This window comes from Robertmurraya sp. DFI.2.37, from assembly GCF_029211245.1.
GTDB classification, from domain to species: domain Bacteria; phylum Bacillota; class Bacilli; order Bacillales; family Cytobacillaceae; genus Robertmurraya; species Robertmurraya methanolica_A.
Genome location: NZ_JARGEJ010000006.1, coordinates 57927 through 73845 on the forward strand (window position 1 = coordinate 57927; position 15919 = coordinate 73845).

The 15919-nt window shown below is 41.1% G+C and carries 11 protein-coding genes; all 11 read right to left on the reverse strand.

Annotation, left to right across the window (positions count from 1 at the left end; genetic code table 11):
• Positions 1 to 147 precede the first annotated feature (147 nt).
• Complete coding sequence (gene meaB / locus PZE06_RS05040; RefSeq protein ID WP_150915121.1) at positions 148 to 1272, reverse strand: methylmalonyl Co-A mutase-associated GTPase MeaB; 1125 nt, start codon at positions 1270 to 1272, stop codon at positions 148 to 150.
• Positions 1259 to 3463, reverse strand: coding sequence for a methylmalonyl-CoA mutase (scpA, locus tag PZE06_RS05045; RefSeq protein WP_150915069.1), 2205 nt, complete (start codon positions 3461 to 3463; stop codon positions 1259 to 1261). Before scpA ends, meaB begins: the two co-directional genes overlap by 14 nt.
• Complete coding sequence (locus PZE06_RS05050; protein WP_150915070.1) at positions 3456 to 5270, reverse strand: methylmalonyl-CoA mutase subunit beta; 1815 nt, start codon at positions 5268 to 5270, stop codon at positions 3456 to 3458. Before PZE06_RS05050 ends, scpA begins: the two co-directional genes overlap by 8 nt.
• 177 nt (positions 5271 to 5447) lie before the next feature.
• Positions 5448 to 6722, reverse strand: a complete 1275-nt coding sequence (locus PZE06_RS05055) for a dihydrolipoamide acetyltransferase family protein (protein WP_150915071.1) — start codon at positions 6720 to 6722, stop codon at positions 5448 to 5450.
• Between the two features lie 36 nt (positions 6723 to 6758).
• Positions 6759 to 7742, reverse strand: a complete 984-nt coding sequence (locus PZE06_RS05060) for an alpha-ketoacid dehydrogenase subunit beta (protein ID WP_150915072.1) — start codon at positions 7740 to 7742, stop codon at positions 6759 to 6761.
• A 14-nt stretch (positions 7743 to 7756) separates the two neighbouring features.
• Complete coding sequence (locus PZE06_RS05065; RefSeq protein WP_150915073.1) at positions 7757 to 8749, reverse strand: thiamine pyrophosphate-dependent dehydrogenase E1 component subunit alpha; 993 nt, start codon at positions 8747 to 8749, stop codon at positions 7757 to 7759.
• Positions 8750 to 8775: 26 nt separating this feature from the next.
• Entirely contained in the window at positions 8776 to 10197 is a 1422-nt protein-coding gene (lpdA, locus tag PZE06_RS05070) for a dihydrolipoyl dehydrogenase (RefSeq protein ID WP_150915074.1), read from the reverse strand.
• Positions 10198 to 10215: 18 nt separating this feature from the next.
• Positions 10216 to 11322 (reverse strand): butyrate kinase, encoded by a 1107-nt coding sequence (gene buk / locus PZE06_RS05075; protein ID WP_150915075.1) that lies wholly within the window; start codon positions 11320 to 11322, stop codon positions 10216 to 10218.
• Between the two features lie 143 nt (positions 11323 to 11465).
• Positions 11466 to 12560: a branched-chain amino acid dehydrogenase gene (gene bcd, locus PZE06_RS05080; RefSeq protein WP_150915076.1), complete on the reverse strand. Its 1095-nt coding sequence runs from the start codon at positions 12558 to 12560 to the stop codon at positions 11466 to 11468.
• A 30-nt stretch (positions 12561 to 12590) separates the two neighbouring features.
• Positions 12591 to 13496 carry a phosphate butyryltransferase gene (yqiS, locus tag PZE06_RS05085; RefSeq protein WP_150915077.1) on the reverse strand — a complete coding sequence of 302 codons (906 nt, stop codon included), beginning with the start codon at positions 13494 to 13496 and terminating at the stop codon, positions 12591 to 12593.
• A gap of 203 nt (positions 13497 to 13699) precedes the next feature.
• Entirely contained in the window at positions 13700 to 15748 is a 2049-nt protein-coding gene (locus PZE06_RS05090) for a sigma 54-interacting transcriptional regulator (protein ID WP_150915078.1), read from the reverse strand.
• Positions 15749 to 15919 lie beyond the last annotated feature (171 nt).

Sequence of the window (15919 nt, forward strand, 5' to 3'; positions counted from 1 at the left end):
AACTCGTAATTATCATAAGTAGATGAAGAAAGGTAAAAAAAGAAGAAAAGATGTTTTATTTTCTTTTAAATGGGTAAATACATGATAAGCAAGATCTATCCCATAATTACCCCTATTTGGCTACCATCTTTGAATGGTAGCCCTTTTTTAACTTTTCGCCTCAAAAAAATGCTGAAAAAGGCAGTTTACCGCAGAAGTAACCGTTTTATCTCCTGCAATTACCTCATTTTCATATTTTGGGAGCAGTTCTTTTACAAGGGGATGATGAAAGAACTCTGTTTGTAGTTGATCGATGATCATCGATTTCATCCATTCCTTCGTCTGGACTCTGCGTCGCTCCGCAAAGATACCTGATTGTTTCGTCGTTTCCTCGAACGCTTTAACCGTGCTCCAAACATACCCGATTCCTTCATTCTTTAATGCTGAACATGTATAAGCTTTCGTTACCCACCCTTTTGTCGCAGGCTGGAGAAAGTGAAGAATTTGATTAAATTCTTGTTTTGTTTTTTCAGCACGCTTTTTATTTTCACCGTCTGCTTTATTAACAAGAACGGCGTCAGCAAGCTCCATAATCCCTTTTTTCATCCCTTGAAGCTCATCTCCTGCCCCTGTTAAAACAAGGAGCATAAAGAAATCCACCATCTCTCTGACAATGACTTCACTTTGCCCTACCCCAACTGTTTCCACTAATATCACATCAAATCCAGCCGCTTCACACACGAGCATCGTTTCTCTTGTTTTACGATGAACTCCACCAAGCTTTCCACTTGATGGAGATGGGCGAATAAACGCCCTTTTATTTCTAGCAAGCCGCTCCATTCTTGTTTTATCGCCTAATATACTTCCACCGCTAATATTAGAGCTTGGATCGACGGCCAAAACAGCCACTCTTAATCCTTCGTCACAAAGAAAACTACCAAGCGCCTCAATAAACGTACTTTTTCCTGCACCTGGAACACCAGTAATTCCAATTCTTAATGCTCTTCCGGCGTGAGGAAGAAGCTTGTGCAAAAGCTCTTGCGCTTGAGCAAAATGGTGTTCTGCATTGCTTTCAATCAGTGTAATGGCCCTCGCAAGCTCTCTACGCTCTCCTGCTAAAACCCCTTTATACAGCTTTTCGAGCGATGGACCATTAACTTTTTTTCTTTGAAAACGGACCTTTTGTTGGGCGAATGTTATTGGCTCCGAGCCTGCTACCCCTGTTCGAACAACTGAGTTATACTTTTCAGGCTGATTCGGATCGCTCCACTCAGGCTTCTTATCCTCCGTCATGTTCACTCGACACTTCCTCATAGCCTAGTCTTTCATAAATGGCGTGAATCACCTTTTGTGCAGCCACAGGAATTACTGTTCCTGGCCCAAATATCGCTGTTGCTCCACTATCATATAAAAACTGATAATCCTGGGCAGGAATAACTCCACCGACAACCACTAAAATATCTTCTCTTCCCAATTTTGTTAGTTCTTCTCGTAGCTGCGGCAACAATGTTTTATGACCTGCTGCTAAGGAACTCATCCCGATCACATGCACATCATTTTCCACAGCTTGCAAGGCAGTTTCTTCTGGCGTTTGGAATAACGGACCGATATCGACGTCAAATCCTAAATCGGCAAAAGCAGTCGAAATTACTTTCGCACCACGATCATGCCCATCCTGCCCCATCTTGGCAATTAAAATTCTTGGGCGCCTCCCTTCATTTTCTAAAAATTCCTCTGTCATTCGCTGAACCTCTGCAATTTCCTCCTCATTTGAAAAGGCAGAACTATAAACACCACTGATTGAACGTATCACCGCTTTATGGCGATTCACTACCTGTTCAATCGCATAAGAAATTTCCCCAAGTGTAGCTCGTACTCGTGCCGCTTCGACAGCCAATTGCAAAAGGTTCCCTTCTCCCGACTCCGCTGCTTCCGTAATAGCCCTTAACGCTTCCGTTACTTTTGCTTCATCGCGTGCTGCTTTTAATTTTTCTAACTTTTCAATTTGTCTTAAGCGCACTGCCGTATTATCGATATCAAGAATCTCTATCGGTTCTTCCTTTTCGAGTCTGTATTGATTAACGCCGATAATTATCTCTTTTCCGGAATCAATTTGCGCTTGTCGTCTTGCTGCCGCTTCTTCAATTTTCATTTTTGGAAGACCCGTTTCAATCGCTTTTGCCATTCCACCAAGTTGCTCAATTTCTTCTATGTGCTCCCACGCCCGCTCTGCAAGTTCTGCAGTCAAAGCCTCAACATAATAAGAACCTGCCCACGGATCAATCACATCTGTAATCCCTGTCTCCTCTTGTAAAAATAACTGGGTATTGCGAGCGATCCGCGCTGAAAAATCAGTCGGTAAAGCAATCGCTTCATCGAGCGCATTCGTATGAAGCGATTGTGTATGTCCCATCGCTGCCGCATGCGCTTCAATTAATGTACGGGTAACATTATTAAACGGATCCTGTTCAGTTAAACTCCAACCCGAAGTTTGTGAATGAGTACGCAGCGCCATCGATTTTGGATTTTTCGGTTGAAAATTTTTCATCATTTTTGCCCAAATAAGACGTGCTGCTCTCATTTTTGCGACTTCCATAAAATAGTTCATGCCAATTGCCCAAAAAAACGACAGCCTTGGTGCAAAAGAATCAATTTCGATCCCCGCTCTTAAACCCGTCCGTACATATTCAAGTCCGTCCGCTAATGTATAGGCAAGTTCAATATCAGCTGGTGCCCCAGCCTCTTGCATATGATATCCTGATATACTAATACTATTAAATTTAGGCATGTAAGTAGATGTATACTTAAAAATATCAGCGATAATTCTCATCGACATTTCGGGAGGGTAAATATACGTATTACGAACCATATACTCCTTCAAAATATCATTTTGAATCGTTCCAGAAAGTTTATCTTGTGATACTCCTTGCTCTTCTGCGGTAACGATGTAAAACGCCATAATCGGTAGGACCGCACCATTCATTGTCATTGAGACAGACATTTGATCAAGTGGAATCCCGTCAAATAGTGTTTTCATATCGAGTACAGAATCAATCGCTACCCCCGCTTTGCCCACATCCCCTACTACTCTTGGATGATCAGAATCATAGCCGCGATGCGTTGCTAAGTCAAAGGCGACAGAAAGTCCTTTCTGCCCCATTGCTAAATTTCTACGATAGAAGGCGTTGCTTTCTTCTGCAGTCGAAAAACCAGCATATTGCCGGACAGTCCACGGCCGATTAACATACATCGTCGGATATGGACCTCTCGTATATGGCGGCACCCCAGGCAAATGCTCTATATGCTCTAAATTTTGACGATCTTCATTCGTATAAAGCGCTTTGATTTTGATGTGCTCATTTGTTTCTAAAAGAAGCTCTTCCATATTTTGAGCAATTTCCTCTCTCGCTTTTCGTTGCCATTTTTCCTTCAAATCACTTTTCGACGCAAATAAAGAAAATGCCTTAAAATTTGGCTTAGTCATCTATGCCCACCTCCAAATCAGCTAAAATCGTAGCAAGGGTTTGATAGCAGTTGCTCTTTAAATGAATAAAACCAGAAATCCCGACCTTTTCCCAGCTTTCCCGCTCTTCAGGAAGCCCAGCAATATACAAGTGAACGTGAGGGAAGGCTGTTTTGATGTTTTGAGCAAGCTCGATTCCGAATGATGCATATTGCTCATTGCTTCCACAAAGACAGTAATGTTTATAGCCTGTTTCTCTCACAAACTCTAAAGCATGATTGATTGAATGAATTTCTGTACTCATTCTCCCTTCAATACCAGCTGGTGCGAGAAATCCGTTGGCAAAGTCAGTCCGTAGTTTATGAGACTTTAATTCTCCTAACGTGAGCAGTCCTACAGCTAGATCTACTCCTTGCTTTTTCAATTTCTGCGCACTGAGCCTAAGCTCCTCATATGACTCTGATAATCGCCCTTGTGGAATTGGTGGAAATTCGGCTCTATGCTGCACTCCTCTTACTTGCACGTTTTTTAATGACTCACCTTGTAAATCCACATATTTATTCGTTCCCACAATCGTTTGCTGCCTTGTCGCTATCGCTTCTTCACGCATCTTTCTTACTTTAGCAATCTCCGTCTGCATCCAACCTTGCTTAAGTACTTCAACAATTCCACCTTTTTCATCGATCGCCAAAAATAGTTCCCATGCTTTTTCAACAAGCTCTGTCGTTAAAGATTCCACGTACCAAGAACCACCTGCTGGGTCAATTGTTTTTGCCAAATGGGACTCATCTCGTAAAATTAATTGCGTATTTCTTGCAATACGATCTGAAAAAACAGTCTCTTTTCCTTCAGGCTCATTAAAAGGGCTGACATGCAAATATTGAATTCCTCCTAATACTGCTGCAAAGGCCTCACTTCCCGCTCTTAACATATTCACATAAGGATCATAGAGCGTTTTCGTAAAGCGAGAGGTCGTAGCAGAAATAATCATTCCCCGCTCCTCTTCATCTACTCCATAAGCTTTCATTACCATATCCCATAACACTCGAGCCGCTCTTAGCTTTGCCAGTTCCATAAAGAAGTTTGCCCCTATTGAAAATTGAAAAACAAGTTTTGACACTACTGTATTGATGGTTAAGCCCAGCTCGGCAAGTTTTTCAATATGCTGCACCCCTGTGCTAATTGCAATGGCCAATTCTTGCACAGCATGAGCACCACCATTATGATATGGAACTGTATCCACTAAAATGGTGCGAATACGCGGAAATGAAGTTAAGCCATTATTGACCGTTTCAAACAACTGCTGATAGCCTTCATCCATCCGATCTATTCCTTTTTCTGCTAGAAGAGCAACTGGATCGATGCCGATATAACCATGACCTTTCTCAGAGTAAGGCAGACTTTGTATTTTCTTTAAAAATTCATGGTGATATTCTTTTGCATTGATTGAAAATGGGTAGTGGAGCAACTCCTCCTCTAATTCTTCTACTATTCCCAGCACCCTCTCATTGATCTCAAACGAGAGCGCTGTTTGTCCTTTAGAAATCGCTTTGTATAGCTGCTCATTTAAATTTTTATCAATCGTAAGTTTTTGTGCCAGCTTCCATTGATTTGATAAGTAACCTAGAGAAAAGGTTCCTCTTCTAAAATCGGATTGTGCCGGAAACTGACTTACTTCCTCTTGATCGTTTTGCGTGTAAAGCGGTTTCAATCTTATTTGCTCATATGTATCTTTTTCAAGCGACTCAATCTTTTTCCCTTTCATTGAATGCTCGCTTTTTTCAATCCAATCTTTAATAGAAACCTTTGGAAACGATTGCTCACGCATTTCCTCTCCACCTTCCATGAGGTTATTAAAAATTCCGATTATTAAATCTAAACCATATTTTTCTATTGATACCACTATTGTAGTACACGAATTTCATTCTAGCAACGGAGAGAAAAGAGGAAGACCGTTGTCTGACAAACGGTCTTCAAGAAATTATATGCTATTTTAAAATAACATTTAGTAAATCGAGGTATTCTCTTTGCTTGTATGTTCAAGAATTTCTTTCACTCTTTGGAGAAAACGACCACATACTAAGCCATCAAGAACTCGATGATCAAGCGATAAACATAAATTCACCATATCACGAACGGCAATCATGCCATTTAAAACAACAGGGCGCTTAACAATCGATTCCACTTGTAAAATCGCAGCTTGTGGATAATTAATGATTCCCATCGATTGGACAGAACCAAATGAACCGGTGTTATTTACAGTAAATGTCCCGCCTTGCATGTCTTCACTTGTCAATTTACCAGCACGCACCTTTGCTGCATATTCGGTAATCTCGCGAGCAATCCCTTTAATTGTTTTCTCATCGGCTGCCTTGATAACCGGTACAAACAAAGCATCATCTGTTGCTACTGCAATAGAAATATTGATGTCTTTTTTCTGCACGATTTTATCTCCTGCCCACATTGAATTCATTTGTGGGAACTCTTTTAAGGCTTGAGCAACAGCTTTGACAAAAAACGCGAAGAAGGTCAAATTAAATCCTTCTTTATTTTTGAATTCATCCTTGATCGTGTTTCGATATTCAACTAAATTCGTCACATCAACTTCGATCATCGTCCAAGCATGGGGGATTTCATGCTTGCTTCTAAGCATATTTGCTGCGATCGCTTTACGAACTCCAGATACCGGAATTTCAGTATCACCAGCCCCAACTGGAATCGATGGCACAGGAGCGCTTTGTTTTGCTACCTGAGTTTGAGAAGCCGTTTCCTCTACTTTCGCAGGCGGTGTCTCAGTTTGAACCGATTTCGGAATCTGACCTGACTCCACAATTTTTAAAATATCCTTACGGGTAATACGCCCGCCAGCACCGCTTCCTTGTACAAGGTTCAAATCAATACCATGTTCTTGTGAAAGTTTCAGTACAGCAGGTGAGTAACGAGCTTTGCTGCTCGTTCCATCAAACGAAGCGTTTGTACTTGAAAGCTCTTCTTCATTTTGAGGAGCTGGAGCTTCTTCAACTGCTTCACTTGTACCGCCCTCTACTTCCACAGAGCAAATCACTTCACCAACTGCTAGCGTATCCCCTTCATTTGCAATCAGTTCTTTTATAACACCGGAAAAAGAGGAAGGGATTTCCGCATTTACTTTATCTGTCATAACCTCTGCCAGCGCGTCGTACTTATTGACTTTATCCCCTACTGATACAAGCCATTTGCTTATTGTTCCTTCGGTTACACTTTCTCCTAATTGAGGCATTTTAATTTGTTCAATTGCCAATTCGAAAAACCTCCTTCAACTACGCTTATTCTCTATTTAAAATTCAGCCAACTCTCGCATCGCTTGTTCAACTTTATCCGGATTAACCATAAAATACTTTTCCATTGTCGGTGCATACGGCATTGCTGGTACATCCGGTCCCGCTAAGCGCTTAATTGGAGCATCTAAATCGAAGAGGCAATTTTCTGCGATTATCGCCGACACTTCACTAATAATGCTACCTTCCTTATTGTCCTCTGTTATAAGCAATACTTTGCCCGTCTTGCTAGCTGCTTCAATAATCGCTTCTTTATCCAACGGATAAACAGTACGTAAATCTAAAATATGTGCCGAAATACCCTCGCTCGCAAGTCGTTCAGCTGCCTGTAGGGCAAAATGAACACATAGCCCGTACGTAATAACAGTAATATCATCGCCTTCACGCTTGACATCCGCTTTTCCGATTGGAAGAACATAATCATCAGTAGGCACTTCCCCTTTAATTAAACGGTATGCTCTTTTATGCTCGAAAAAGAGAACAGGGTCTTCATCACGAATTGCCGCCTTCAATAGCCCCTTTACATCGTATGGCGTAGATGGCATGACAATTTTTAATCCAGGCTGGTTAGCGAATACAGCTTCAACCGATTGGGAATGATACAATGCTCCATGAATACCACCACCATATGGAGCACGGATCACAATAGGACAATTCCAGTCATTATTGGAGCGATAACGGATTTTTGCTGCTTCAGAAATGATTTGATTGACAGCCGGCATGATAAAATCAGCAAATTGCATTTCCGCAATCGGACGCATGCCATACATTGCTGCCCCAATTCCCACTCCTGCAATCGCAGATTCAGCAAGAGGGGTATCGATTACTCTTTCTTCCCCAAACTGCTCATATAATCCTTGAGTTGCTTTAAAAACTCCGCCCTTTTTCCCTACATCTTCACCAAGAACGAAAACTTTAGAGTCTCTTTCCATTTCCTCACGAATCGCCATCGTCACTGCATCTATATAAGAAATGACAGCCATTTCAATCTTCCCCCTTACTCTGCATACACATGCTTCATCGCATATTCTGCCTCTGCGTATGGAGCGTTTTCTGCATAATCTGTTGCCTCGTTAACAATTCTCATCACACGATCATTAATTTCTTTTTCCTTCTCATCGTTCATTACACCATTTTCCTTCAAATAAGCTCCAAAAGTTATAATCGGATCTTTTGTTTTCGCCTCAGCGACCTCATCAGGAGCACGATAGCTTCTGTCATCGTCATCTGAAGAATGTGGTGTTAAACGGTAAGAAATCGTTTCAATTAATGATGGACCTTCGCCACGGCGTCCGCGATCCACTGCCTCTTTAACGGCCTTATACACTTCTAACGGATCATTTCCGTCCACTGTAATTCCAGGCATTCCATAGCCAACAGCACGATCAGAGACATTTTCACAAGCTAACTGCTTTTCAATTGGTACAGAAATAGCATATTTATTATTCTCACACATAAAGATGACTGGTAGCTTATGAACACCGGCAAAATTGGCTCCTTCATGGAAGTCACCTTGATTCGATGAACCTTCACCAAAAGTGACGAAAGTAACAAGATCTTTCCCTTCCATCTTTCCAGCTAAAGCCACTCCAACCGCATGAGGAACCTGTGTCGTTACTGGGGATGAACCGGTGACAATCCGATTTTTCTTTTGTCCAAAATGCCCGGGCATTTGTCGGCCTCCAGAGTTCGGATCTTCCGCTTTTGCAAATGCAGAAAGCATTAATTCTGTTGCTGTCATTCCAAAGGTTAATACCACTCCCATATCGCGATAGTAAGGCAATGCATAATCCTTCTCCTTATCTAAAGCAAATGCCGCACCAACCTGCGCAGCCTCCTGTCCTTGACAAGAAATGACAAACGGAATCTTACCTGCCCGGTTTAAGAGCCACATTCGTTCATCAATTCTTCTTGCTAACAACATTGTTTCATACATTTCCAGCACTTTTTCATCGCTCAATCCAAGAGCGCTATGACGATTCTCAGTCAATTCCATTCCCTCCCGAGAAATTAATCTTATCCATGTATCGCTTTACCATCAACCGCTAAAGCTGCTTCACCAATCGCTTCTGATAAAGTTGGATGCGGATGAATTGTATGGGCAACCTCCCAAGGTGTCGCATCTAACACTTGTGCTAAGCCTGCTTCAGAAATCATATCAGTTACATGAGGTCCAATCATATGGACACCTAATATATCATTGCTTTCTTCATCAGCGATCATTTTCACAAATCCATCTGATTCACCAAAAACAAGTGCTTTTCCAATCGCACGGAAAGAAAATTTCCCAACTTTAACTTTGTATCCTTTTTCCTTTGCTTCCTCTTCTGTATAGCCAACACTTGCTACCTCAGGAGCGCTATATATACATTTGGAAATTAAACGATAGTCAAGAGGTTCTGGCTTCTCTCCAGCAATATGCTCAACCGCAACAATCCCTTCATGCGAAGCAACATGGGCAAGCTGCAAGCCGCCGATACAATCTCCTATTGCATAAATGTGCGATTCTTTTGTTTGATAAAAATCATTTGTGACAATGAATCCTTTTTCTACCTGAATATCCGTATTTTCTAAACCAATTCCTTCTATATTTGCCATTCGGCCAACCGAAACAAGTATTTTATCTGCTTTAAACTGTTTTTCTGCTCCTTTTACTTCAGCAGAGATGGTGACAGTCTCACCTTTTTGAAGCGTTTCTGGCAAAACCTTTGCACTTGTGACAACATTGATTTTACGCTTCTTCATTAGCCGTTGCATTTCCTTGGAAATTTCTTTGTCTTCTGTTGGTAAAATGCGATCCGCATATTCAATCACCGTCACTTCAACCCCAAAATCGGACAGCATTGATGCCCATTCAATTCCAATCACACCGCCACCAACGATTATGATTGATTGAGGAAGTGATTCCATTTGCAACGCTTCATCTGAAGTCATTACGAATTCACCATCTATGTCTAATCCCGGTAAAGTACGTGGCCTTGAGCCAGTTCCAATAATAACGTTTTTGGGGATTAACATTTCGTTTTCTGTTTTATCATTCATTTCAACAGAAATCGTTCCAGGCATAGGTGAAAAAATTGACGGGCCTAAAATCCTCCCTGTTCCTGCAAAAACATCAATCTTACCTTGCTTCATTAAATGTTGAACACCTTTATGCAGCTGTTCGACGATATTGTTTTTTCGTTCCTGCACCTTAGCAAAATTTAATGAGACACCTGTCGTTTCCACGCCGAACTCTTCGCTTCTTTTTGCCGTCGCAAATACCTCAGCGCTTCTTAGCAATGCTTTGCTAGGGATACAACCTTTATGTAAACAGGTGCCGCCGAGTTTCCCTTTCTCAACGATTGCTGTTTTCAAGCCTAACTGAGATGCCCGTATCGCTGCTACGTAGCCACCTGTACCACCGCCAAGAATGACTAAATCATATTCCTTTGCCATAAAAAACGACCTCCCTTTTCAAATCCTCTCACTGCACTTTACTGGGCTTGGATAATTCTTCTCCTTTTCCTCACCTCTTAACACTCTAAGTGCCCCTTCCGCTAATGCCTGAAGCTCATTCTCTCCCGGCTTAACGATCACATCAGCAATCCATTTGACTCTTTCCTGAATCTCCTGCACAAATCCTTTTCCATAAGCGAGACCACCCGTTAAAATAATCGCATCGACCTTCCCTGATAAAACCGCACTAGCCGACCCAATTTCTTTTGCTACTTGGTATGCCATCGCAGAATAGACTAAGCTTGCTTCGTTATCGCCATTTTCTATCATTTTTTCCACCGCAAGGGCATCATTTGTTTTCAAATAGCCAACTAAGCCGCCTTGTCCGACCAATTTTTTCATGATTTCTTCATAAAAGTATTGTCCAGAATAACAGAGAGCCACAAGGTCACCCGCAGGTACTGTACCCGCACGTTCTGGACTGAACGGGCCATCTCCATGAAGACCGTTGTTCACATCGACAACCCTTCCTTTTTTATGTACACCAACCGTAATGCCGCCTCCCATATGGGCGACAATTAAGTTAAGCTCTTCGTATCTTTTCCCTAACTCCTGCGCTACCCGCCTCGACACTGCCTTTTGATTAAGGGCATGAAAGATGCTTTTTCGGTCTATTAACGAAAAACCTGAAACTCGAGCAATAGGCTCTAATTCATCAACAACAACCGGATCAACAATATAAGCTGGAATATTTAATCCTGATGCAATTTCATGAGCAATAATTCCACCAAGATTAGAGGCATGCTCACCAGCAAAACCAGCACGAAGGTCGGACAACATCTCTTCGTTAACTCGATATGTTCCCCCTTCTATGGGACGCAACAATCCACCGCGACCGCAAACGGCTTTAAGCTTGGAAATATTGATTCCTTCTTTATCAAGTGATTCAAGGATCGTCTTTTTACGGAATTCATATTGCTCGATAATTTGATTAAATTGACCAATTTCATCATTAGAATGACGAATCGTCTTTTCAAAAACAGACTTCTCATTATCGAATACCCCTATTTTCGTTGAAGTAGATCCTGGATTGATGACGAGAATTCGATTAATTGACTCTGGCACTGTTTAACCCTCCAATTGAAAAGCGCAAATTTCCCTTTATATTGCTCATGCTCTTTATTCGATTGTTTGAGCCATGCATAACGGAAGCTTGCGCTTAACACCATTCAACATGTAATAACCATACCATTTAGCTGACAAATCATTTATCTTCTGCTTAAAATGTGATGGCCATTTTGAAGAAATTGACTGCGAGAATTGCGCATTCTTTCAATTCTCTCCTCCGCCATACGATCTGCTGCTTTATAAGTTGGAATTCCATCGCGCTTTGAAATTTCAATTACCTTCTCAATGTTTTGATAAATTGTCTCGACTCGCTTCATCGCTCGGTCGCGGTTATAACCGTACAATTCATCAGCGACATTGATAACTCCACCGGCGTTAATTACATAATCAGGTGCATAGACTATCCCTAATTCATGTATGAGGTCACCATGGGTCGTATCACGAAGCTGATTGTTAGCAGCTCCTGCAATAACTTTAGCCTTTAATTGTGGAATCGTATCATCATTGATAACAGCCCCCAGTGCACAAGGAGCATAAATATCACAGTCGACACTATAAATTTCGTCAGGCTCGACCGCCTTTGCACCGAACTCTTCCACCGCTCTTTGCACAGCTTCTTTATTAATATCAGTTACAATTAAACTTGCACCCTCTTCATGTAAATGACGGCATAAATTAAATGCAACATTACCAATACCTTGAACAGCAACCACTTTTCCTTCTAGTGAATCATTCCCAAACGCTTCCTTAGCTGCTGCTTTCATCCCACGATATACACCATAAGCTGTAACCGGCGATGGATTTCCAGATGAACCGAATGCTGGAGATATTCCCGTTACATAATCGGTTTCTTCATGGATCAAATCCATATCAGCAACGGTTGTTCCTACATCTTCAGCTGTAATATAACGGCCATTTAAACCCTGAATATAGCGACCAAAAGCACGAAACATTTCTTCATTCTTATCTTTACGAGGATCGCCAATAATAACCGTTTTACCGCCTCCAAGATTTAATCCCGCTGCAGCATTTTTATATGTCATCCCCTTCGCTAAGCGAAGAGCATCCTCAATAGCCGCCTCCTCTGATTCATATGTCCACATCCGTGTTCCACCAAGCGCCGGTCCTAAAGTCGTATCATGTATTGCAATTATCGCCTTTAGTCCCGATTGCTTATCTTGGCAAAAAACGACTTGTTCATAATCATAAGACTCCATATACTTGAAAATTTCCATGTTGTATCTCTCCTCTTTTGTTAAATATCATCAATGTTTAATAGAACATATGGCTAAAGCTAGAGAGTAGAGCTTGCTTTCAGCAGAATCGGCCCTGGAAGTTAAAACGATTGGCGCTTTTGCCCCGGCAATGACTCCTCCAACCTTCGCTTTCGCAAAATATGTTAATGATTTATACAACGCATTTCCAACCTCTATTGTTGGCACAAGCAGGATATCTGCTCGTCCAGCAACCTCACTTTTGATTCCTTTTTGCTCTGCTGACAAGCTCGAAATCGCATTATCGAACGCAAGCGGCCCATCAATAAGACAATTCGTGATCTGCCCTCTCCGATTCATTTGCGAAAGTGCAGCAGCATCCAGTGTTGCCTGCATACTCGGGTTGACTACTTCAACAGCAGCAATCGGCGCCACTGATGGCCAATTGACCCCAACACTTCTTGCAATTGCAACGGCATTTTCAATAATTTGTACCTTTTGTTGAAGATCAGGGTAAAGATTCATCGCTGCATCGGTAATAAAAAGGAGGCGATCAAAGTCTGGGATTTCAAAAACAGCAACATGCGAAAGAATGTTTCCAGTCCTTAAACCATATTCTTTATTTAAAATTGCTTTTAAAATAACCGCGGTTTGAACATTTCCCTTCATTAACACACTAGCTTCATTTAAATGTACAGCCTTAACGGCTTTTTCAGCTGCTTCCTGATTGGTAAGAGCATGAATGATTTGAAGATCACCGTTGTTCATCAATTCAGGAAATTTAGCATTGATAAGCTCGATGATCTTCTCCCTGTCGCCATATAAAAGGAAGCGGGAAAGCGTTCTTCGCAGCGCTTCTTGTATCGCCTCAAGAACATCCTCATCTTCAGCAGCAGCTACTGCCACCGTTATTGGAGGAAATTGTATGGCTCTATCAATTAGAGATTGCAATTTCAAGCTGTATTCAACCCCCTTTAATTTTTATCTGTATTTTCCTTTATTTGGTCAAATACATTTTGCGATAACATTAAAATATGTTTGCAATTTTTATGCCAATTAATTCAAGGTGTCAAACTTCCCTTTTGCTTTGCCATCCATGAATTTTTTTGCAGACATGCGAAAAAAGTTGCATGCTAATCTTTACAAACATGATCATAGCCTTATAAATTGTATTTGTCCAACTTATAGTAGAGATTACGAACAGATAAACCTAATGCTTTGGCTGTCTCCGTCTTATTGCCATTCATTTTTACAAGCGTTTTTGCGATAATTTCTTTCTCATATCGCTCTAATCTCACGTTTAATGTCTCTCCTTCTGTTTCAGAATGAGAGAATGGTTCAATTATCTGCTCCTGAATGATGTTTAAATTCGGTAAATGCAGCAGAGCAATCTCCGTTTCATGATAATTCATGAAAATAATCGCTCGTCCTAATATATTTTCCAATTCTCTAACATTCCCGGGCCAATGATATTGAAGCAAATGTTTCATGGCCTCTGCCGTTACTCCTTCCACATTTCTTCCATAATCTTGATTAATCTTCTGGATCAGACGCTCACATAATAACGGAATATCTCCTTTTCGATCCCTTAACGGAGGAATATGGATCGGCATTCGATTGAGACGATAATATAAATCTTCTCTAAATGTCCCATTGATGATCCCTTTTTCAATATTAACATTTGTAGCCGCAATTACTCTTACATTAATGGAAATTGGCTTCGTGCCACCGACTCGAGTAATTTCATTTTCCTGCAGTACTCGTAATAGTTTCGCTTGAGTATTCGCTGTTAATTCACCAATTTCATCTAAAAAAATACTACCATTGTTCGCCTCTTCAAAAAGACCTCGCTTTCCTCCTCTTTTCGCACCAGAAAAAGCTCCTTCTTCATAACCGAAAAGTTCGCTTTCAAGTAATGACTCTGAGAGGGAAGCACAATTAACGCGAACAAATTTGTTATACTTTCTATCACTTGCGTTATGGATTGCATGAGCAAAAAGCTCTTTTCCAGTACCGGACTCTCCACGGAGAAGAACGGTAGCAGGTGTTCTAGCCCCCAGCTTCGCTTGCTCAATAGCTAAACGCATCTCTTCGGAATCACCAATAATGTCTTCAAATGAATATTTTGCTTCCAGTGTTCGAATAATCTGCCTCGCTCTGCTCAGTTCTCGGTTCAAGCTCTTTATTTCAGACATGTCATGAACGACTCCGACACTTCCTTTTAATTTGCCATCAACAATGACGGGCGCCACATTGACAATGACCTCTTTTTTGTTCGGGCCTAATCGCATTGCCACCCCACGAACAGCACGTCTCGTTTTTAAAACTTGCATATGCATGCTTTCTCCTTCAGAAATATCAGCAGTCGCCGGTTGACCGATAACCTCTGCTTCAGAAAGCCCAGTTAACCTCGTGTAAGCTGGATTAATAATGATCCCTATTCCATTTTCATCAACAACAGAAATCGCTTCTTCACTCGATTGAATCACTGATTCAAGCATCGTTTGTACTTCTTTTAGATTGGTGAGTTCCTCTGCTAAATTGACAACCTCTGTTATATCCTTAAAAACGGCAAATGCCCCGATTATTTCATTATTTTCAGCGATCATCGGGATTCTCGTCGTGATGATCTTCATCCCGTTCGCAAGAGTTTGCTTTCGATTCGTTTCAGGTTTTCCAGTTTCTAAAATAATCGGCAAACGGCTTGTTGGAACAACTTCTAAAACCGGTTTTCCGATCATTTCTTCCTTTTTCATCCCGATCATCGTTGCTGCACTATGATTGATGAAGGTGATCGTCGCATCTTTATCTACAACTAGCATGCCATCACCAGTTGCATTAAATATTAAGTCATGTTTGTAGGTTTCGTATTCAAGTCTAGAGATTAATTCTTCTTTTTCTTCAATCAACTTAGAAATTAGATAAGCCATACTCCCCGGAATTAACACTGTCCTCCGGTCTCTTAACTCACGAATTTCATTAAATACCTCTTGTCTTCCTGTTACTTCTATGACCACATCTAGTTGATCAGCTAAATATTTTTTCCAATCCGTTCCCACTTCAATCCCTAGCTCCTTAGCAAACAAGATTCCCGGAGCATTTTCATCTATATCGATGACCACTTTCACATCCAGAACAGCGGTTTCTTTTAATATCTTTAAAATCGATAATCCACCCAATCCAGCTCCAACAATCATTACTGTTTGCACATGATTTCCCCTACCTTCTTGCAAGAAAAAATTTTCATAAAGAATGAATTTTTTTGCACATAAGTCTATTTTAGTGTTAATCGGTTTCAATGACAAATTTTTTTAGAATATGTTTTAGTATAAGTTGCCGTTGATTTTTGGCTAATTTTCTTACCCTTCTGCATAACAGAA